The sequence below is a fragment of the Telluria sp. PB2R4 genome (genome assembly GCF_059685695.1).
The window spans coordinates 182259-201836 of sequence record NZ_JCASIC010000007.1 but is presented as its reverse complement, the minus strand read 5'-3'; the positions used below and the strand labels follow the sequence as shown (position 1 = coordinate 201836).

General features: G+C 65.2%; 13 protein-coding genes and 2 tRNA genes. 5 read left to right on the top strand and 10 right to left on the bottom strand.

Going from position 1 to position 19578, the window contains the following annotated elements; translation table 11 throughout:
• The first annotated feature begins 316 nt into the window (after positions 1-316).
• Positions 317-392, top strand: a tRNA-Val gene (locus tag AC56LU_RS13850).
• Between the two features lie 41 nt (positions 393-433).
• Positions 434-510, top strand: a tRNA-Asp gene (locus AC56LU_RS13845).
• Between the two features lie 295 nt (positions 511-805).
• On the opposite strand, the gene AC56LU_RS13840 is transcribed toward AC56LU_RS13845, so the two are convergent.
• Positions 806-1960, bottom strand: coding sequence for a GGDEF domain-containing protein (locus tag AC56LU_RS13840; RefSeq protein WP_497176183.1), 1155 nt, complete (start codon positions 1958-1960; stop codon positions 806-808).
• 261 nt (positions 1961-2221) lie between these two features.
• Here AC56LU_RS13840 and AC56LU_RS13835 point away from each other — a divergent pair, with 261 nt between their 5' ends.
• Entirely contained in the window at positions 2222-2707 is a 486-nt protein-coding gene (locus AC56LU_RS13835; protein WP_497176182.1) for a cyclic nucleotide-binding domain-containing protein, read from the top strand.
• Positions 2704-3867 (top strand): AI-2E family transporter, encoded by a 1164-nt coding sequence (locus AC56LU_RS13830; protein WP_497176181.1) that lies wholly within the window; start codon positions 2704-2706, stop codon positions 3865-3867. Before AC56LU_RS13835 ends, AC56LU_RS13830 begins: the two co-directional genes overlap by 4 nt.
• 93 nt (positions 3868-3960) lie before the next feature.
• On the opposite strand, the gene AC56LU_RS13825 is transcribed toward AC56LU_RS13830, so the two are convergent.
• The 6 genes from AC56LU_RS13825 to AC56LU_RS13800 all read right to left on the bottom strand — a co-directional run bounded on the left by AC56LU_RS13825 (position 3961) and on the right by AC56LU_RS13800 (position 13464).
• Positions 3961-6198: a YgiQ family radical SAM protein gene (locus AC56LU_RS13825; protein ID WP_497176180.1), complete on the bottom strand. Its 2238-nt coding sequence runs from the start codon at positions 6196-6198 to the stop codon at positions 3961-3963.
• Positions 6199-6288: 90 nt separating this feature from the next.
• The gene (locus AC56LU_RS13820) at positions 6289-6597 is read right to left on the bottom strand and encodes a DUF4404 family protein (protein ID WP_497176179.1); all 309 of its coding nucleotides are present in this window, start codon (positions 6595-6597) and stop codon (positions 6289-6291) included.
• A 10-nt stretch (positions 6598-6607) separates the two neighbouring features.
• Positions 6608-6820, bottom strand: a complete 213-nt coding sequence (locus tag AC56LU_RS13815) for a VF530 family protein (protein ID WP_027866485.1) — start codon at positions 6818-6820, stop codon at positions 6608-6610.
• A gap of 89 nt (positions 6821-6909) precedes the next feature.
• Positions 6910-9048 carry a M3 family metallopeptidase gene (locus AC56LU_RS13810; protein ID WP_497176178.1) on the bottom strand — a complete coding sequence of 713 codons (2139 nt, stop codon included), beginning with the start codon at positions 9046-9048 and terminating at the stop codon, positions 6910-6912.
• Positions 9049-9112: 64 nt separating this feature from the next.
• Positions 9113-11233, bottom strand: coding sequence for a M3 family metallopeptidase (locus AC56LU_RS13805; RefSeq protein ID WP_497176177.1), 2121 nt, complete (start codon positions 11231-11233; stop codon positions 9113-9115).
• Positions 11234-11328: 95 nt separating this feature from the next.
• A complete protein-coding gene (locus AC56LU_RS13800; protein WP_497176176.1) occupies positions 11329-13464 on the bottom strand; it encodes a M3 family metallopeptidase in 2136 nt (711 codons plus the stop codon).
• 180 nt (positions 13465-13644) lie between these two features.
• On the opposite strand from AC56LU_RS13800, the gene AC56LU_RS13795 reads away from it, so the two are divergent.
• Positions 13645-14979, top strand: a complete 1335-nt coding sequence (locus AC56LU_RS13795; RefSeq protein ID WP_497176175.1) for an FAD-dependent oxidoreductase — start codon at positions 13645-13647, stop codon at positions 14977-14979.
• Here AC56LU_RS13795 and AC56LU_RS13790 read toward each other — a convergent pair.
• From AC56LU_RS13790 to AC56LU_RS13780, 3 genes are all read right to left on the bottom strand, one after another.
• Positions 14954-15157 carry a SlyX family protein gene (locus AC56LU_RS13790; RefSeq protein ID WP_497176174.1) on the bottom strand — a complete coding sequence of 68 codons (204 nt, stop codon included), beginning with the start codon at positions 15155-15157 and terminating at the stop codon, positions 14954-14956. The two genes, AC56LU_RS13795 and AC56LU_RS13790, sit on opposite strands and share 26 nt — an antisense overlap.
• A 53-nt stretch (positions 15158-15210) precedes the next feature.
• Positions 15211-17358: a DUF4214 domain-containing protein gene (locus AC56LU_RS13785; RefSeq protein WP_497176173.1), complete on the bottom strand. Its 2148-nt coding sequence runs from the start codon at positions 17356-17358 to the stop codon at positions 15211-15213.
• Positions 17359-17514: 156 nt separating this feature from the next.
• Positions 17515-19575, bottom strand: coding sequence for a UvrD-helicase domain-containing protein (locus tag AC56LU_RS13780; RefSeq protein ID WP_497176172.1), 2061 nt, complete (start codon positions 19573-19575; stop codon positions 17515-17517).
• Positions 19576-19578: the final 3 nt, after the last annotated feature.

Sequence of the window (19578 nt, the reverse complement as noted above, 5' to 3'; positions counted from 1 at the left end):
CCGATGTCCCCGTTCTCTCTCATGCATCGCCGCGCGATCCCGTGGATGGCGCGGCGCGGGCGGTATGTTCCGCCTGCCGGCAGTGCACCTTGTCGATGTCTTAAACTTGCTGGCTTGTAAAGCGCGTATTGTCAGTGATGAATACGTGACATTGCAAGCAGGACACTCCGGCATGGCGGTATTTACAACACATCGGTCCGATGACGACCTTGAATATTTTTTCGAAACCCCTTGCACACCTCGAATACCACCCTCTATAATTCGGGCCTCTTCGGACGCAATGACAAGCGTCAGATAGAAACCTCTGGATAGAGACGGGCGCTTAGCTCAGTTGGTAGAGCGGATCCCTTACAAGGATTAGGTCGGGAGTTCGAGCCTCTCAGCGCCCACCAAGCCTTCCAGATGGTCGATCGGAGTAATGATCAGAGTAAACGGAGCGGTAGTTCAGTTGGTTAGAATACCGGCCTGTCACGCCGGGGGTCGCGGGTTCGAGCCCCGTCCGCTCCGCCAATATAAGAGGAAGGGTCCGATTCGTCGGACCCTTTTTTCGTTCAGCGGTCAGAGCATTCGTCCCTGCGGACGAATGCGGGCCATGGGCTCGAAGGGATCGCCTTGCAAGGCGATCCGCGGCCTGCGGGACGTAGGCGAGCCCCGTCCGCTTTGAACACCTCAAATAAAGATGGTCCGCCGAAGCGGACCATTTTTATTTGCACTCTAGTTTTTGCGATTTGATCGGGTGTTCTAGCACTGTTTGAACGCGCGGGCGGGAGACCCGCCCACCCTACGAAACCCACCGCTGAAGCCATCACGCCCGCCTCTGCTGCGGCACCCCCACCTCAACCCGATCCCTCCCCCCACTCTTCGCCGCATACAGCGCATGATCCGCCCGCGCCAACCCCATCCCCAGCGTCTCATTCGGATCCAGCACCACCACCCCGATACTCACCGTCATCGTATACGCCGTCCCGCTGGTAATCACCGCCGCCTCGCGCACCGCCTGCCGCAGCCGTTCCGCGGCAGCCAACGCGCCGCCCAGGTCGGTCCCAGGCAGCACCATCGCAAACTCCTCGCCGCCCAGCCGCCCGATGATCTCATGCGCACGCAGGCTCGCGCGCGCCGTGCGGACAAACACGACCAGCGCCTCGTCCCCGGTGGCATGGCCGAAGCGGTCGTTGATCTGCTTGAAATGATCGAGGTCCATCATCGCCAGCGCCAGCGGCTGGCGCTGGCGCAGCGCGGCCTGGCGCGCGTTCTCGGCGCGCTCGAGGAAGGCGTGGCGGTTCGGCAGGCCGGTCAGGCTATCGGTGGAGGCCAGGCGCGCCATCTCGGCATCGTCCTTCTCCTTGCACAGCAGCAGGAAGCCGAAGCCGTTGACGATCATCAGGAGGTAACCGGCCAGGTAGGCGGATTCCTGGGCGCCGCGCTGTCCCGGCCCGACCTCGCTGCTCAGGCAACAGGCCGCCCATAGGGCCACCGATACCGCGAACACCGCGTCGTTCACGCCGATGATCCGCTGCAGCAGCGACGCGCGGCGCCGCGGACGCAGCAGGATCCAGGCCATCGCCGCCGCGAACAGGGCGACGAAGCCGGCCACCAGCGCGGTCAGGTAGGGCACAGGCGCGCCGGCACTGCCGGCCGCCAGCACGATCGCCAGCGCCAGGGCCGCCACCGGCAGCAGGACGCGGCGCCAGCGTTCGAAGCCGAAGAAGATGCAGTAGGCAGCCACTTCAAGCGATACCGCGAGCACCCAGCCGGCGCCCTCGACACCGTTGAGCGCCGGGACGTCGAGAAAGGGCCGGCTCCAGCCCAGCAGCTGGCACACGCCGATACCGAAGCGCGCCCACATCCACAGCCGCAGTCCCGGGCTCGGTGCGGCGCCGTGCGTATAGCCCGCCATCAGCACGGCGAACGCAATATTGCCGACGCCAAGCGCCAGCAGGAAAGAATGAATGTCGATCACCGCTATTCCCAGGGTGAGCCGCTTGACATCACCATAAAGATATTATGTTGTTAACAGATGTTTCCTATGGGAATTATATTACACGCTTTTTCGACCTTGGGCGGCACAATTGAACAGCGAACTCAGCGGGAAAAGCCCGGGATGCGTGATGTGCAACACTTTCTGGCGGGACAGTTCTGGTTCGCAGCTTTTTGATGCACAGCAGCACCTGATAGCGGATAATCATCCGACAACAACCCAACGCACCGTTCTGGAGCAATCGTGATTTTCGGTTTTCTCAAGCCGCCCAAGATGTCGCCGCGCCTGCACCGGCTGAAGAACACTTCGCTCTTTTCGACGCTGACGCCGCTGGAGCTGAAAATCGTCGACGGCCTGCTGCACGAGCGCCGCTACCTCACCGATGAAATCGTGTTCGACGAAGGCGAGGAAGGCCAGGCGCTGTACCTGATCATGAGCGGCCGGGTCGTCATCAACAAACTCCACCAGGGGACCAACCAGGTGGTGGCAGAGCTCGAGCCGGGCAGCTTCTTCGGCGACCTGGCCCTGCTCGACAACTCGCCGCGCAATGCCCAGGCGCGCGCGGTCGAGCCCTGCGAGATGGCGGTGTTCTTCCGCGCCGACTTCCTGGGGCTGCTGGAAACCGACGCCGTGATCGGCTACAAGATTTCGCTGGCGCTGGCGCGCCATATCGGCCTGCGCCTGCGCGAATGGATGGGCACCGGACGTCCCCAGCTGGAAGCGCTATGAACCGCAGCGAGCGTGCCGGGCCGGTCGTCTGGACCGGGATCATCGCCGCCACCTGCGTGCTGCTGCTGGTCGTCCAGCAGGTGTTGTGGCTGGCCCTGCCCTTCATCTTCGGCGGCGTGCTGCACTACATCCTGGTGGGGCCGATGCAGCGCCTGGTGCGCGCCGGCCATGGGCGCAATGCCGCCGCGATGCTGGTGTGCCTGCTGTTCTTCGCCTTTCTTTCGCTGGCCCTGACCGCCGCCTTGTCGTGGAGCCGCGGGCCCGAAGAAGAGTCGTGGGAAAAGACGCTCGGCCTCTACCTCGACGGCGGGATCGCCTTCGTGCACAACACCATGACCCTGCTCGAGAAGAAGTTCCCGCTGCTGGCCGAGATGCACCTGACCTCGACCGCGAACGCGATCTTCCGCGCCCATACCGACAACTTCGCCGAGAAGCACCTGGGCGAGATCCTGGTGGCGCTGGCGACCTGGGTGCCGTCGCTGCTGCTGGCGCCCTTCCTCACCTTCTTCTTCCTGCGCGACGGCCTGCGCTTCAAGCGCTTCCTGGCGCGCGCGGTGCCCAACGCCTACTTCGAGCGCGCGCTCTACCTGCTGCACGAAGTCGACCAGACCGCGCGCCGCTACTTCGAAGGCCTGATCAAGCTGACCGTGCTCGATACGGTGGTGCTGGCGCTGGGACTGTGGACCATCGGCGTGTCCTCGCCGCTGCTGCTCGGGCTGATGTCGGCGGTGCTGGCCTGGGTGCCGTTTGTCGGCTCGGTGGTCGGCTGCGTGCTGGTGGTGATCGTCGCCTCGACTGACGCGCCCAGCAACCCGTTCATTGCCTACGGCGCGATCGGCGTGTTCGTACTGGTGCGCCTGCTGGACGATTTCGTGTTCATGCCGCTCACCCTGGGGCGCAGCATCCGCGTGCATCCCCTGGTGACGGTGCTGATGATTTTCATCGGCGGCGCGCTGGCCGGGGTGGTGGGGCTGATGCTGGTGCTGCCGCTGCTGGGCGTGGTGATGGTGGTCGGCGAGACCCTGGGGCGGTTGGTGACCAACCCGCGCTTGCGGGCGCGGCACCGCTATGCGCGGGCGCTGCGCACGCGCCAGGCCAGTGTCGACCTGGATATCGCGCGTGAGCGGCGCGGGGCGCCGACGCCGAACGCGGGCTTGTGACGCTTGGGGTGCGTAGGGTGGGCAAGTCCCTTGCCCACGCGTTCAAGCGGCTCATGCACTGGTTGAACGCGTGAGCGGGAAGACCCGCCCACCCTACCGTTTAGACTTCGATTTGATGGTCGACAGGATCGACGGCTTGACCTTCGACGGCGGCGCAACGAATGGCGTGCTCGCCGGTTTGCCCCGCCCGGCACGCTTCGGCGCCACCTCGACCGTACGCCCCTTCGGCACGCCGCCCGGCACACGCCGGTCTTCGCGCACCATCGAGGCGCCCTCGTCGGTCGCCGGAATCAGGTGGCGCTCGCCGTTGCCGATCAGGTCGCCGCGGCCCATGCGGCGCAGGCCTTCGCGGATGACCGGCCAGTTCTCCGGGTCGTAGTAGCGCAGGAAGGCCTTGTGCAGCTTGCGGGTCTTGCCGCTCTTCGCGGTCTCGACGACTTCGGAATCCTCGGTCACCTTCGCCAGCGGGTTCTTGCCCGAGTGGTACATGGTGGTCGCCATCGCCATCGGGGTCGGCGTGAAGGTCTGCACCTGGTCGAGCTTGAAGTTGTTCTTCTTCAGCCACAGCGCCAGGTTCAGCATGTCCTCGTCGGTCGAACCCGGGTGCGCCGCGATGAAGTAAGGGATCAGGTACTGCTTCTTGCCGGCCTCGAGCGAGTACTTGTCGAACAGGCGCTTGAACTCGTCGTAGGCGCCGATGCCTGGCTTCATCATCTTCGAGAGCGTGCCCTGCTCGGTGTGCTCCGGCGCGATTTTCAGCAGGCCGCCCACGTGGTGGGTGACCAGTTCCTTGACGTACTCGGGCGAGCGCACGGCGAGATCGTAGCGCAGGCCGGAACCGATCAGGATCTTCTTGATGCCGGGGATGGCGCGCGCCTTGCGATACAGCGAAATCAGTTTGCTGTGGTCGGTGCCCAGGTTGCTGCAGATGGTCGGGTAGACGCAGGACAGGCGGCGGCAGGATTCCTCGATCTTCTTGTCCTTGCAGGCCAGCCGGTACATGTTGGCGGTCGGGCCGCCCAGGTCGGTGATGGTGCCGGCGAAGTTCTTGGTGGTGTCGCGAATCAGCTCGATCTCGCGCAGGATCGACGGTTCCGAACGGCTCTGGATGATGCGGCCTTCGTGCTCGGTGATCGAGCAGAAGGTGCAGCCGCCGAAGCAGCCGCGCATGATGTTGACCGAATAACGGATCATTTCCCAGGCCGGGATGTGGGCCTTGCCATAGCTCGGGTGCGGGGCGCGGGCATAGGCCAGGTCGTAGACGTTGTCCATCTCGTCCATGGCCAGCGGCAGCGGCGGCGCGTTCAGCCACACGTCGCGGTCGCCGTGCTGCTGCACCAGCGCGCGCGCATTGCCGGGGTTCGACTCGAGGTGGAACACGCGCGAGGCGTGCGCATACATCACCGGGTCTGCGCTGACGGTCTCGAAACTCGGCAGGCGCACCACGGTCTTTCTCGCCTTTTCACGGGCGGCGGCCTGGCGCTCTTCGCGCGTCATGATGACGATCGGCTTGACCTCGGGTTCGGGCCTGGCGTTCTCGGTGGCGCAGGCTTTGGTGTCTTCCTGCGCCATCGCGTAGGGGTTCGGATGCGCGTCGACGCGGCCCGGCACGTCGACCCGGGTCGAGTTGTGCACGCTCCACTCGTCGTCCGGCAGCCAGCCGTGAGGCACCAGGAAGGCGGTGCCGCGCAGGTCGCGGATGCTCTTGATGCTCTCGCCGGCCGCGAGGCGGCGGGTGACGTCGACCAGCGCGCGTTCGGCGTTACCGAAGATGAGCAGGTCGGCCTTCGATTCGAACAGCACCGAGCGGCGCACCTTGTCCGACCAGTAATCGTAGTGGGCGATGCGGCGCAGCGAGGCTTCGATGCTGCCGGCGATCACCGGCACGCCCGGGAAGGCTTCGCGGGCGCGCTGGCAGTACACCGTGACGGCGCGGTCCGGACGCTTGTTCGGCTCGGCGTTCGGCGTGTAGGCATCGTCGGAACGGATCTTGCGGTCGGCCGTATAACGGTTGACCATCGAGTCCATGTTGCCGGCGGTAATGCCCCAGTAGAGGTTCGGCTTGCCGAGCGCGCGGAAGGGCTCGACCGAGGTCCAGTCCGGCTGGCTGATGATGCCGACGCGGTAGCCCTGGGCTTCCAGCAGGCGGCCGACCAGCGCCATCCCGAAGCTCGGGTGGTCGATGTAGGCGTCGCCGGTGACCAGGATGATGTCGCACGAATCCCACCCCAGCTTGTCCATTTCGGCGCGGGTCATCGGGAGGAAGGGCGCGGTCGCAGCGCGGCTGGAGCGCTTGGGAACGCTCGCGAAAAGGTTTACTGGGGAGTTCATTGGCCGGTATTGTACCGGAAAACCATTTTCGGGTCTTATTCAGCGCCCAAAAATGGCTTACTTATCAATGACTTGCTGCTCAGTTGTGGCTCAGATGCCCATGTTAGAAAGCATATTGCCGAGCTGGCGCAAGCCGGCCGAGACGGTCGGGTGGCGGACATTGAAGCGGGCCGCCAGTTCCTGGGTGCGCGAAGACAGGCCGTAGGTGTTCAGGTCGAGTTCGCTCTCGGCCTGGCGCGCCAGGGCGCGGTCGATGTCGCCGTCGAGCTGGCGCAGCAGGGTTTCCAGCTCCGGGTCGACGTTGTCGGTTTCCTGCAACTGGCGGTGCAAGGCCTTCAGGTGCGTCTTCAGGTTCGCATCGCGTTCGTTCAACTCTGGATTCTCGTTCTCGTTCAGCATGTCGCTCTCGCTAGTTGGTGAAGCGGGTCTCGAGGTACAGCGCCTCGACCTGCTCGCGCGCCCATGGGGTGCGACGCAAAAACTTCAGGCTCGACTTGATGCTCGGGTCTTTCTGGAAACAATTGATATCGATCCGGCGGCCGAGCCCCTCCCAGCCGTAGTGCTCGACGAGGCGGGTTAACAGGGATTCTAAAGTAATACCGTGGAGGGACTGAACACTCATCGCTGGTGATGTGGCCTGGGTTGCTGTGACATAAAAAAAGGGAAACAATGCACTGGCATTGTTTCCCCTGATTTTACGCTCCCAACAGCTTATTCGCCGGTCAAGCCGCGACGCTCCAGCAACGGACGCACTTGCGCATTGCGCCCGCTGAAGTTGCGGTACATCTGCATCGCGTCGATGGTGCCGCCGCGCGACAGCAGGGTCTTGCGGAAGTGGTCGCCGTTCTTGCGGGTCAGGCCGCCGTTTTCCTTGAACCAGTTGACGGTGTCCGCGTCCAGCTTCTCGGCCCACAGGTAGCCGTAGTAGCCGGCCGAGTAGCCGCCCGAGAAGGTGTGCGAGAAGTAGGTGGTGCGGTAGCGTGGCGGCACCAGGGCGAAGTCGACACCGGCCTTCTTCAGCGCGTCAGCCTCGAAGGCCAGCACGTCCGTCGGGATCTGGGTCGGCGACAGCTGGTGCCAGGCCTGGTCCAGCAGCGCCGCGGCCAGGTACTCGGTGGTGCGGAAGCCTTCGTTGAACTGCTGCGACGCCTGCACCTTGTCCAGCAGCTCTTTCGGCATCGGCGCGCCGGTCTGGTAGTGCTTCGCATAGTTGGCCAGCACTTCCGGCCAGGTCATCCACATCTCGTTCACCTGCGACGGGAACTCGACGTAGTCGCGCGGCACGCGCGAGCCCGAGAAGCGTGGGTACTTCACGTCCGAGAACATGCCGTGCAGGGCGTGGCCGAACTCGTGGAAGGTGGTGCGCACTTCGTCGTAGGTCAGCAGGGTCGGTTCGCCGGCGGCCGGCTTGGCGATGTTCAGGTTGTTGGCGATGACCGGCTTGGTGCCCATCAGCTTCGATTGCGGGACCCAGGCATTGGCCCAGGCGCCGCCGCGCTTGGTGGCGCGCGCATACGGGTCGAGGGTGAAGATCGCCAGCTGCTTGCCGTCGTGGTCGAACACGTCGAACACGCGCACGTCCGGGTCATAGGTCGGCAGGTCCTTGCGTTCCTTGAAGGTGATGCCGAATTCCTTGGTGGCGGCGAAGAACACACCGTCCACCAGCACGCGGTTCAGTTCGAAATACGGCTTGAGCTGGTTCGCATCGAAGGCGTACTTGGCGGCGCGCACCTTGTCGCTGTAGAAGGCCCAGTCGTGTGCGGCGGCCTGGAAGCCACCCTTCTCCTGGTCGATCACTTTCTGGATCTCGGCCGCTTCCTTGCGCGCGTTGTTCACGGCCGGCTTGGCGAATTCGGCCAGCAGCCCGTTGACGGCGGCGGTGTTCTTGGCGGTCTGGTCTTCCAGGTTATAAGCCGCGTGGTTCGGGTAGCCCAGCAGCGCGGCGCGCTCGGCGCGCAGCTTGGCGATCTTCAGCACCACGTCGCGGTTGTCGAATTCGCCGCCGCGCGAGCCGCGCGCCAGCGAGGCCGCCAGCAGCTTTTCGCGGGTGGCGCGGTTGGTCAGCACCGACAGGCCGGCCTGCTGGGTGGTGTTCACCACGGGAATGGCGAACTTGCCGTCCAGGCCGCGTTTCTTGGCTTCCGCGGCGGCGGCGTCGATCTGCTTGTCCGACATGCCGGCCAGCTCAAGGCGGGTGTCGACCACCAGGGCCGAGGCATTCGCTTCCTTCAGCACGTTCTGGGCGAACTGGGTGGACAGCGCGGCCAGCTGGCCGTTCATGCCTTTCAGCTTCTGCTTGTCGGCGTCGGACAGCTTGGCGCCGGCGCGCACGAAGTCGGTGTGGTAGCGTTCGATCAGGTACTTGGACTCGGCGTCCAGGCCCAGCTTGTCGCGGCGGTCGTACAGCGACTTGATGCGCGCGTACAGTTTCGGGTTCAGGCGGATCGCATCGTTATGGGCCGACAGTTTCGGCGCCAGCTCCTTGGCCAGGGCGATCAGGGTGTCGTTGGTGTAGGAGCCGGAGAGGGTGCCGAAGGCGGTGCTGACGCGGTTCATGAGCTGGCCCGAACGCTCCATCGCGACGATGGTGTTCTCGAGCGTCGGCGCCGCCTTGTTATTGGCGATCGCCTCCATCTCGAGCGTTTCCTGGCGCATCGCTTCGGCAAAGGCCGGGGCGAAGTGCTCGTTCTTGATCTGGTCCCAGGCCGGGTACTGGAACGGCAGGGTGCTCGGCTTGGCGAACGGGTTCGAGGCTTCGAGCATCGAAGCGGGGGCAAGGGGGGCAGCAACTGCGGCCAGGGTGGAAGCGACGCTTGCGGCGGCGACCAGCAGGATGTGTGGACGGATCATGTTGTCCTCGTTGTGGTTGTAATAGAACAGCAAACAGCCGGCGCAAGCGCCGGCCTCATCGATATTAATTCAGGCCGCGGCGCTCGAGCAGCGGCTCGATGACCGGGTCACGGCCGCGGAAGCCACGGTACATCTGCACCGCATCCATCGTGCCGCCCTTGGACAGCACCATGTTGCGGAAGCGGTCGCCGTTCTTGCGGTTCAAGCCGCCGTTTTCCTTGAACCATTCGCCGGCGTCGGCATCCAGGCGCTCGGCCCACAGGTAGCTGTAGTAGCCGGCCGAGTAGCCACCCGAGAAGGCATGCGAGAAGTAGGTCGAGCTGTAGCGCGGCGGGACTGGTGCGAAGTCGAGGCCGGCCTCCTTCAGCGCCTGCTCCTCAAAAGTCTTCACATCAGCCGGAATCGCCTTCGAGCCGAGCTGGTGCCAGCGCTGGTCGAGCACCGCGGCGGCCAGGTACTCGGTGGTGCGGTAGCCTTCGTTGAACTGCTGCGAGGCGCGCAGCTTGTCCAGCAGTTCCTTCGGCATCGGCGCGCCGGTCTGGTAGTGCCTGGCGTAGTTGGAGAGCACCTCCGGCCAGGCCATCCACATCTCGTACACCTGCGACGGCAGCTCGACGTAGTCGCGCGGCACGCTGGTGCCCGAGAAGCGCGGGTACTTCACTTTCGAGAACCAGCCGTGGGTGCCGTGGCCGAATTCGTGGAAGGTGGTGCGCACCTCGTCCCAGGTGAGCAGGGTCGGCTCGCCCGGGGCCGGCTTGGCCAGGTTCAGGTTGTTGGTGATGACCGGCTTGTTGCCCAGCAGGGTGCTCTGGCTGACCAGGGCGCCCATCCAGGCGCCGCCGCGTTTGTTCGGGCGCGCATACGGGTCGAGCACGAAGATCGCCAGGTGGGCGCCGTTGTCCTCGAACACGTCGTACACGCGCACGTCGGCGTCGTAGGTCGGCAGGTCCTTGCGTTCCTTGAAGGTGATGCCCCACAGCTTGTTGGCGGCGAAGAAGGCGCCGTCCTTCAGCACGCGGTCGAGTTCGAAATACGGCTTGAGCTGGTTGGCGTCGAATGCGTACTTGGCGGTGCGCACCTTGTCGCTGTAGTAGTTCCAGTCGTAAGCCGCGACCTTGAAACCACCCTTCTCGGCATCGATCAGTTCCTGGATCTCGGCGGCTTCCTTCTTCGCGTTGCGCACGGCCGGCACGGCCAGGTCGGACAGCAGCTTGTTGACGGCCGTCGTGTCCTTGGCGGTCTGGTCTTCCAGCGAGTAAGCGGCGTGGCTGCTGTAGCCCAGCAGTTCGGCGCGCTCGGCGCGCAGCCTGGCCAGCTGCAGCACGGCTTCGCGGTTGTCGAATTCACCGCCGCGCGAACCGCGCACCAGCGACACCGCCAGCAGCTTCTCGCGGGTAGCGCGATTGCTCAGCTGCGACAGCGGACCCTGCTGGGTGGTGTTCACCACCGGGATCACGAACTTGCCGTCCAGGCCGCGCTTCTTGGCCTCGGCCGCCGCGGCATCGATCACTTTTTCCGGCAGGCCGGCCAGCTCGTCGCGGGTGTCGACCACGAAGGCCGATGCATTCACTTCCTTCAGCACGTTCTGGCTGAACTGGGTCTGCAGCGCGGCCAGCTTGCCGTTGTAGTCGCGCAGCTTCTGCTTGTCCGCGTCGGACAGCTTGGCACCGGCGCGCACGAAGTCCTTGTGGTAGCGCTCGACCAGGAAGGCCGACTCGGCGTCCAGGCCCAGCTTGTCGCGCTTGGCGTACAGGGTCTGGATGCGCTGGAACAGCTTCGGGTTCAGGCGGATTGCGTCGCCGTGGGCGGCGAGTTTGGGCGCCAGGTCCTTGTCCAGGGCCTGCAGGGTGTCGTTGGTGTAGGAACCGACCAGGGTGCCGAACACCGCGGACACGCGGTTCAGCAGTCGGCCCGAACGTTCCATCGCGACGATGGTGTTTTCAAAGGTAGGCGCAGCCTTGTTGTTGGCGATGGCCTCGATCTCGAGCGCCTGCTCGCGCATGCCTGCGGCGAAGGCCGGGGCGAAGTGCTCGTTGCTGATCTTGTCGAAGGCCGGGTAGCCGTACTGCAGGGTGCTCGGCTTGGCGAAGGGGTTGGACGCGTCAAGCATGGTGGCAGGGGCGGCATAGGCCAGGTTGGCCATCGCAACGCTGGCTGCGATCAGGAGCATACGGGGACGATTCATTGTGTCTCGGTGTTGATTGAACTGCGTTGAAACGCGCCCGCCGGACGCCGCCGGGCTCGTGGCCCGGTGGCGTCAGGTCGCTGCGCAGGAAAAGATTAGTTGCCAGTGAGGCCACGGCGTTCCAGCAGCGGCTCGATGACCGGATCGCGGCCACGGAAATCGCGGAACAGGTCCATCGCGTCGGCGCTGCCGCCGCGCGACAGCAGGGTCTTGCGGAAATGGTCGCCGTTCTTGCGCGACAGGCCGCCACTCTGGGTGAACCATTGCACCGTGTCGGCGTCGAGCTTCTCGCTCCACAGGTAGGCGTAATAGCCGGCCGAATAGCCGCCGTTCATCGAGTGCGAGAAGTAGGTCGTGCGGTAGCGCGGCGGCACCGGCGCGAAGTCCACGCCGGCGTCCTTCAGTGCCTTGGCCTCGAAGGCCAGCACGTCCGTCGGGATCTGGCCTGGGGTGAGCTGGTGCCAGCGCTGGTCGAGCAGCGAAGCGGCCAGGTACTCGGTGGTCATGTAGCCCTGGTTGAACTTCTTGGAGGCGACCACCTTGTCGAGCAGCTCTTTCGGCATCGGCGCGCCGGTCTGGTGGTGCTTCGCGTAATTGGCCAGCACTTCGGGCCAGATCGCCCACATCTCGTTGACCTGCGACGGATATTCGACGAAGTCGCGCGGCACGTTGGTGCCCGAGAAGTGCGGGTACTTCACGTTCGAGAACATGCCGTGCAGCGCGTGGCCGAACTCGTGGAACATCGTGCGCACTTCATCGTAGGTGAGCAGCGTCGGCTCGCCCTTGGGCGGCTTGGGGATGTTCTGGTGATTGCCGACCACCGGCTTCCTGCCCAGCAGGCTGGATTGCGACACGTACTCGTTCATCCAGGCGCCGCCCTGCTTGTTGCCGCGGGCGTAAGGATCGAACAGGAAGATCGCCAGCTGCTTGCCGTCGTGGTCGAACACGTCGAACACGCGCACGTCGGGGTCGTAGACCGGCAAGTCCTTGCGCTCCTTGAAGGTGATGCCGAATTCCTTGGTGGCGGCGAAGAACACGCCATCCACGAGCACGCGGTTCAGCTCGAAATAGGGACGCAGCTGGTTCTCGTCGAAGTTGTATTTCGCGGCGCGCACCTTGTCCTGGTACAGCGGCCAGTCGTAGCTCGCGACCTTGAAATTCCCCTTCTCCTGGTCGATCACCTTCTGGATCTCGGCCGCTTCCTTGCGCGCGTTGTTCACCGCGGGCTTGGCCAGTTCGGCCAGCAGCTTGTTGACCGCCGCTGGATTCTTGGCGGTTTCCAGCTCCTGCGAATAGGCCGCGTAGTTCGGGTAGCCCAGCAGCGCGGCGCGCTCGGCGCGCAGCCTGGCCAGGCGCAGCACCAGCGGGCGGGTGTCGAATTCGCCGCCGCGGCTGCCGCGGTTCAGGCTGGCCGCCATCAGGCGCTCGCGGGTCGTGCGATTGGTGAGGGTAGCCAGCGGCGGCTGGCTGCTGGTGTTGACGATGGCGATCGCGTACTTGCCCTTGAGGCCACGTTTCTCGGCCTCACCCGCCGCGGCGTTGATCTCGGCGTCCGAGAAACCGGCCAGCTCCGCACGGGTGTCGACGATCAGCGCCGAGGCGTTGGCTTCCTTCAGCACGCGCTGCGAGAAGTCCGACTGCAGCGAGGCGATTTCGGCGTTGTATTTCTTGAGCTTGTCCTTGTTGGCGCTTGATAAGTTGGCGCCCGCGCGCACGAATTCCTTGTACACGCGCTCGAGCAGGTGCTTCGACTCGGCGTCCAGCCCCAGCGTGGCGCGCTTGGCGTGCAGGGTCTTCACGCGCTGGAACAGGGCCGGGTTCAGGTAGATCGCGTCGTTGTGCGCCGCCAGTCTGGGCGACATCTCGCGGTCGACCGCATCGAGCACGTCGTTGGTGTTGGCCGTCTGCAGGTTGACGAAAGTCGCCGCCACGCGCCCCAGCATCTGGCCGGCGCGCTCCATGGCGACGATGGTGTTGTCGAATGTGGGCGCGGAGCGGCTGGCGGCGATCGCGTCGATCTCGCGCAGGTGCTCGGCCATGCCGGCGGCGTAGGCGGGCAGGAAGTGCTCGTTCTTGATCTTGTCGAAAGCCGGGTAGTTCAGCGGCAGGCTGCTGGGCTGGGCGAACGGGTTGGCGGCGTCGAGGGCAGGTGCGGCCGGTGCGGCCACGACGGCGGAGGCGTGCGCGAGCGCGAGGCTGGCGGCAACGATGAACAGGTGTGGTCGGTTCATGCGATCTTTCGGGCTCTTGGGAAGGAGCTGCCGGGCGTGCTCGACAGCCGTTGCGCGACGATCATAGCAGGCTGAACGCATGGCGTCACAACAAAAAAGCTATGTATCAGCCTTGTATCCCGCTTGTATCCCCATGTATCAGCAAGGGTCCGATTTCGCGTGTTAGCATCCCGCTTCACCATGGATTCCCTCATCGAACGCCCCTATGACGCCATCGTCGTCGGCACCGGCCCCGGCGGCGCCAGTACGGCGCGCGAGCTGGCCCGCGGCGGCGTCCGCGTGCTCGTCCTCGAGCAGGGCAGCGCCGCGCCCCTGAAGGGCACGCTCGGCCAGATGGCGACCATGGCGCTGCCCGGCCGCGGCGCCTGGCTGCACCGCGACGCGTCGCTGCTGGTGGCGGGAACCACCCTGGGCGGCAGCTCGGCGCTGAACTTCGCCACCGCCGCCGCGCCGCCGCTTGCCATGTTCGCGGCCCACGGCATCGACCTGGCGCCTTACCTCACCGCGCTGCGCGCCGAACTGCCGCTGGCGCCCCTGCCCGACCGCCTGGTCGGCCCGATGGCCGCGCGCATCATGGCGGCGGCGCGCGCCGCCGGCCTGCCATGGGAAAAGCTCGACAAGATGATCCGTCCGCAGTCCTGCCGCAGCGGCTGCTGGCGCTGCGTGTACGGCTGTCCCTACGGCGCCAAGTGGAGTGCGCGCGATTTCGTCGAGCAGGCCTGCGCCGCCGGCGCCGTGCTGCTCGATCGCAGCCGGGTGCGGCGCGTGCTGATGGAAGACGGCCGCGCGGTGGGCGTGGAATTCAGGCGCGCCGGCGCGCTCCACACGGTGCGCGCGCCGGTCGTGGTGCTGGCCGGTGGCGGCATCGGCAGCCCGCGCCTGCTGCATGCCTCCGGCCTGGCGCCACGCCACGCGCCCTTCTTCAGCGACCCGGTGGTGGCGGTGCTGGGCAGCGTCGAGGATGTGGACGGCGGCGCCGAAGTGCCGATGGCCGCCGGCGCCAGCTTCCATGACGAGGGCATCGCGCTGGCCGACCTCACGCTCCCCACGCCGATGTACGCGGCCTTTGCGCTGCAGGCGGGCCGCGTCGACCGGGTGGGCGCGCATCGGCGCACCCTGAGCGTGATGGTGAAGATCCGTGACGACATTGGCGGGGCCGTCGGCCCGCGCTGGGTGGACAAGCGCTTGAGCCCGGGCGACAGTGCACGCTTCGACCAGGGCATCGGGATGGCGCGCAGGATCCTGGAGGAGGCGGGTGCGCAGCACATCTTCGCCACCCACCGGTTTGCCGCGCATCCGGGCGGCAGCGTCCCGATCGGAGGAAGAACGGGCACGGGCGCGGGCGTGGACAGCGATCTGCGCGCCGCGGCCGGCCTGTATGTGTGCGATGCCTCGGTGATCCCGCAGCCATGGGGATTGCCGCCCACCCTGACCTTGCTGTGCCTGGGCAAGCGGCTCGGCGCCATGCTGGCCGGCGCCGGCAGTGCCGTCAGTAGTGAGGCGGCTTCTCGTTGACCGGTCCCTGGCGCGAGGACTGCAGGGAGCGGACATGGTCCACCAGCGAAGCGACCAGCGCTTCGAGCTGGTCGATGCGGCGCCCCTGGCGGTAGATGGTTTCGTTGAGCGTCTCGACCAGGTCTTCCTGGTGCGCGAGCTTGATTTCGATATCGATGAAGCGGTCTTCCTGGCTCATGCTCGTACTCCGCGCAAAGCCGCCATTATGACAGCCTCGCGCGCGTAGCCGCGTCAGCCGCCGAGCGGGAACTCGATACCGTTTTCGATCAGGCCGATCACCTGCGCCTGGTTCTCCGGGCTTTCCGAGAAGAAGGCCAGCACCTCGGCACGCGAGGTCGACTTCAGGCCATTGACCCAGAAGTCGAAGCCCGCGCCTTCGGCCGGACGATGCAGCACGTGGGCGTACAGCTTGCTGACGAAATAGCTGTCCGACGGGTCGGTCGAATACAGCGCCTGCGCTTCCTTATCGGCCAGGAACATCTTCGAGATCTGGGTCAGCGTGTAGTTGCCGGTGTCGAGCGCCTTGATCCAGTAGGCCAGGCCGCCCTGGTCCGGATCGCGGTCGAAGGCGGCGCGGTACAGGCGGTAGACTTCGCCGGCGACGCCGTCGATATCGAGCGCCACCATGGTGTTGCCGAACTGGATGCGCTCGACGTTCACCAGGTTGTCGGTGCCGAGCACGCCGGTATCGTCGCTCACGGTGACGCCGTAGACGCCGCGGTCGATCGTGAAGCCGGCGCGCGCGCCGCTGTACACGACGGTATCGAGGCCGGCCCCGCCGTCGATCGCGTTGTTGCCTTCGCCCGGCGTGAAGCGGTTGTCCAGGCTGTTGCCGGCCTGGTTGAGTGCGCTGTTGATGGTGAAATCCAGGTAGGCCGCGGCGCTGGTGGCGTTGGTGGCGATGTCCTGCGACGACACGAGCACCTTGTAGACGCCATTCGGCAGCGCCGCCGAGTCGATCTTCCAGGTGCCGTCCGCCTTGACCGTCGTCTCACCGATGACGGTAGCGTCGCTGACGCGCACCAGCAGGATGGTCGTGGCGGGTTCCGCGGTGCCGCTGAACGACGGTTGATTGCCGCCCTCAGCCAGGCTCATCTTTGAGGTCGGGATGACAGGAGCGGTCGCATCGACGTTGAAGCTGACGGGGTCGCTGAATGTCGACACATTGCCCGCCGCATCGGTCGCGGTCGCGCGCACCGAGCGGTTCAAGCCGTCGCTGAAGGCGCTGGTGCGCACCGAGAACAGACCGCTGGCGTCGGCGGTGGCCTCGGCCACCAGGCGGTCGCCGTCGTACACGCGCACGACCGAATTGGCTTCGGCCGAACCGGTGACCAGTGGCCTGCTGCCGGCGGTGTAGCCGGCGGCGTTCTTCGACACCGTCAGCGTCGGCGCGGCAGGCGCCTCCGTATCCGCCAGCATCTGGGAAGCGCGGAAGCTTCCGTCAGCAAACGACAATTGCTCGATCCCGGCCAGCGTCACCGTACCCAGCGCCGCATGGGTGGCGAGCAGGTTGCCTCCGCCGCTTTCGCTGAAGACGAATTCGCCGCGCGCACGGCTGAACACCACCGTGTCGTTGCCGCCGCCGCCGTTGATGAAGTCACTGCCGCCGAGGCTGACGATAAAGTCGTCCGCAGCGGTACCGGTAATGTTGTCGGCCCCGGCCGTGCCGGTGATATAGCGCCCACCCGAGACCGAGCCGACGCCGAGCGCACCAGCCAGTCCGTCGCGTCCGTACAGCCAGTTCAGGGCGGCAATGTCATACGCGCCGAAGCTGGTGAACGGTCCGCCGAGATCGGTGTACGACATGATCGTGTTGCTCGTGTTGTCCTGGCCGACCGGCAGGCGGATGTTGTCTTCGAACGGGTGCTTCAGCCCGAGCGCGTGGCCCAGTTCGTGCAGTAAAGTCTGGTAGCCCTCACCGCCCGCCGCCAGGTTGTAATTCTGCCCACCCCACTCGACATGGTCGAGATAGACATACGCATCGGGTTTGTAGCCGACGATCTTGTCGCCGATATAGGAATACGGACCAGTCCAGCTGCACAGGCCAGTCGTCGTCGACCCGCTGAGATCCAGGTTGGCCAGATGGATCTGGGCATTGGTGCCGACCGGGGTTTCGACAAACTGGATACCCGTGATTTGCTGCAGATACGTGAAAGCGCCGCGCGTCGCCTGCTGCTGGTCTGCGGTGAAGGCCACCTGTCCAGTCACCGCCGCCCCTGTCGATTCGACCTCATTTCCCGATGCAATCGAGAACGTGTAATAGATCGTATTGGGCGTAACCCCCATCATGTAATTCCAGTCGGGGCCGATGTCCAGCAGCGCATCGATGTGGTTCAGCCCGGACAGCGGGGTAGTTTGTAAGTCGGAAACGGTCGCCATGCTTGAAATACTCGAAAAGTGGGCGCGAAGCTCTAGGATGAGCTCGCTTTGCGGAAAGTATTTCCTGCGGAACAAACGAAGTCAAATAAGAATTTCAATCGTGCGCAGGTATTGCCATCCCGACAAGGCCTGCGCGCAACGCACATGCCGCCTGTTTCATGCCTTCGGCATGGCGAGCAAGGCCTTCAGGCTGGCGAGGCGGTCTTTCGGCGTAATGATCTCGGTCTCCTTGGGCGGGGCGTCGCCGACGTCGAGCGCCATCTCCTTGATGAAGCGCGACGGCTCGCAATGCACCAGTTCGCCGGCGCGCTTGCGCTTCTTGCACCAGGTCAGGCGCAGGGTGCGCTGGGCGCGCGTGATCCCCACGTACATCAGGCGCCGTTCTTCCTGGATCCGGGCCGCGATGATTTCCACCGGCGCGTCGGGGTCGCCCTTGTGCGGCAGGATGCCCTCTTCCACCCCGACCAGGAACACGTGCGGGTATTCCAGGCCCTTGGAGGCGTGCAGGGTCGACATGCGCACCGCATCCTGTTCCTCGTCCTGGCCTTCGAGCATCGACATCAGGGCCACCATCTGGGTCAGCTCGAGCAGGTTCTTCTCTTCGCCGTCGCGATCGCGCCCGCCGCGTCCGCGCTCCTTCAGCCAGTTGGTGAATTCCATCACGTTCTGCCACTTGGCCTGGGCCGCGCGGTCGTCGAAGCTCTCGTACAGGTAGTGCTCGTAGTTCATCTCCTTCATCATGTCGTCGAGCACTTCGGCGGCGTTGTCGCCGCTGCCCGAGGGGCCCGGGCGGGTGGCGCGGTCTTCCAGCTCCAGCAGGAAGCGGCAGAAGTCGCGCAGCGGCGCCAGCTGGCGCTCGGCCAGCTTGGCTTCCAGCCCGTTCTTGCGCGCCGCCTCGAACAGCGAGCAGTTCCACTGCTTGGAGAATTCGCCCAGGGTCTCGAGCGTGGCCATGCCGACGCCGCGCTTGGGGGTGGTGACGGCGCGGATGAAGGCCGGGTCGTCGTCCTGGTTCGCGATCAGGCGCAGGTAGGCGATGATGTCCTTGATCTCGGCCTTGTCAAAAAAGCTCTGGCCGCCCGACATCGTGTACGGAATACGTTCCTTGCGCAGCGCCTGCTCGATCACGCGCGACTGGTGGTTGCCGCGGTACAGGATGGCGTAGTCGGTCCACTTGTTCTTGCGCTGGAAGTGGTCGGCCGAAATCATGATGGCGATCTGTTCGGCTTCCTGTTCGTCGCTCTGCATGCCCAGCACCTCGATCGGCTCGCCCAGGCCGTGCTCGGACCACAGCGACTTCTCGAACAGCTTCGGGTTGTTGCCGATGACCGCGTTGGCCGCCTGCAGGATGCGGGTGGTCGAGCGGTAGTTCTGTTCCAGCTTGATGACGCGCAGGTCGGGGAAGTCGGTCTGCAGGGTTTTCAGGTTTTCGACGGACGCGCCGCGCCAGGCATAGATCGCCTGGTCGTCGTCGCCCACCGCCGTGAACATCGGCTTCTTGCCGATGCCGGTCACCAGCAGTTTCACCAATTCGTACTGGCAGGTGTTGGTGTCCTGGTATTCGTCCATCAGCAAATAGCGCAGGCGGCGCTGCCAGCGGTCGCGGATCGATTCGTTGTTGCGGAACAGCTCCACCGGCAGGCGGATCAGGTCGTCGAAGTCCACCGCCTGGTAAGCCTGCAGCGTGGCCAGGTAGCTGCGGTAGACGCGCGCCGACATGGCTTCGTCTTCGTCCTTCGCCGCGCGGATCGCGTCTTCCGGATCCACGAGGCCGTTCTTCCAGAGCGAGATGGCGTTCTGGATGCGGCGGATTTCCTGTTTATCGGTGGTCAGCGCCAGGTCGGAGACGACGGTATAGCAGTCGTCGCTGTCCATGATCGAAAACTTGTCCTTCAGGCCGACGCCGGCCGCTTCCTGGCGCAGGATCTTGACGCCCAGCGAGTGGAAGGTGGAGACGGTCAGCTGCTTGGCCTGCTTGGGCTGCTTGAGCAGCTTGGCGATCCGCTCCTGCATCTCGAGCGCCGCCTTGTTGGTGAAGGTGAGCGCCGCGATCGTGCGCGGATCGTAGCCGCAGTGCTCGATCATGTAGGCGATCTTCTGCGTAATGACGCGTGTCTTGCCCGAGCCGGCGCCGGCCAGCACCAGGCATGGGCCGTCGAGATAGAGCACGGCTTCGCTCTGCGGCCCGTTGAGGCCGAATTTTGGTGCGTTGGACATGGG

Excerpts from the sequence above, each read along its gene's own strand:
- AC56LU_RS13800 (WP_497176176.1), bottom strand. The coding sequence starts at position 13,464 with ATGAACCGACCACACCTGTTCATCGTTGCCGCCAGCCTCGCGCTCGCG.
- AC56LU_RS13815 (WP_027866485.1), bottom strand. The coding sequence starts at position 6,820 with ATGAGTGTTCAGTCCCTCCACGGTATTACTTTAGAATCCCTGTTAACC.
- AC56LU_RS13790 (WP_497176174.1), bottom strand. The coding sequence starts at position 15,157 with ATGAGCCAGGAAGACCGCTTCATCGATATCGAAATCAAGCTCGCGCAC.
- AC56LU_RS13805 (WP_497176177.1), bottom strand. The coding sequence starts at position 11,233 with ATGAATCGTCCCCGTATGCTCCTGATCGCAGCCAGCGTTGCGATGGCC.
- AC56LU_RS13780 (WP_497176172.1), bottom strand. The coding sequence starts at position 19,575 with ATGTCCAACGCACCAAAATTCGGCCTCAACGGGCCGCAGAGCGAAGCC.
- AC56LU_RS13785 (WP_497176173.1), bottom strand. The coding sequence starts at position 17,358 with ATGGCGACCGTTTCCGACTTACAAACTACCCCGCTGTCCGGGCTGAAC.
- AC56LU_RS13830 (WP_497176181.1), top strand. The coding sequence starts at position 2,704 with ATGAACCGCAGCGAGCGTGCCGGGCCGGTCGTCTGGACCGGGATCATC.
- AC56LU_RS13825 (WP_497176180.1), bottom strand. The coding sequence starts at position 6,198 with ATGAACTCCCCAGTAAACCTTTTCGCGAGCGTTCCCAAGCGCTCCAGC.
- AC56LU_RS13820 (WP_497176179.1), bottom strand. The coding sequence starts at position 6,597 with ATGCTGAACGAGAACGAGAATCCAGAGTTGAACGAACGCGATGCGAAC.
- AC56LU_RS13810 (WP_497176178.1), bottom strand. The coding sequence starts at position 9,048 with ATGATCCGTCCACACATCCTGCTGGTCGCCGCCGCAAGCGTCGCTTCC.
- AC56LU_RS13795 (WP_497176175.1), top strand. The coding sequence starts at position 13,645 with ATGGATTCCCTCATCGAACGCCCCTATGACGCCATCGTCGTCGGCACC.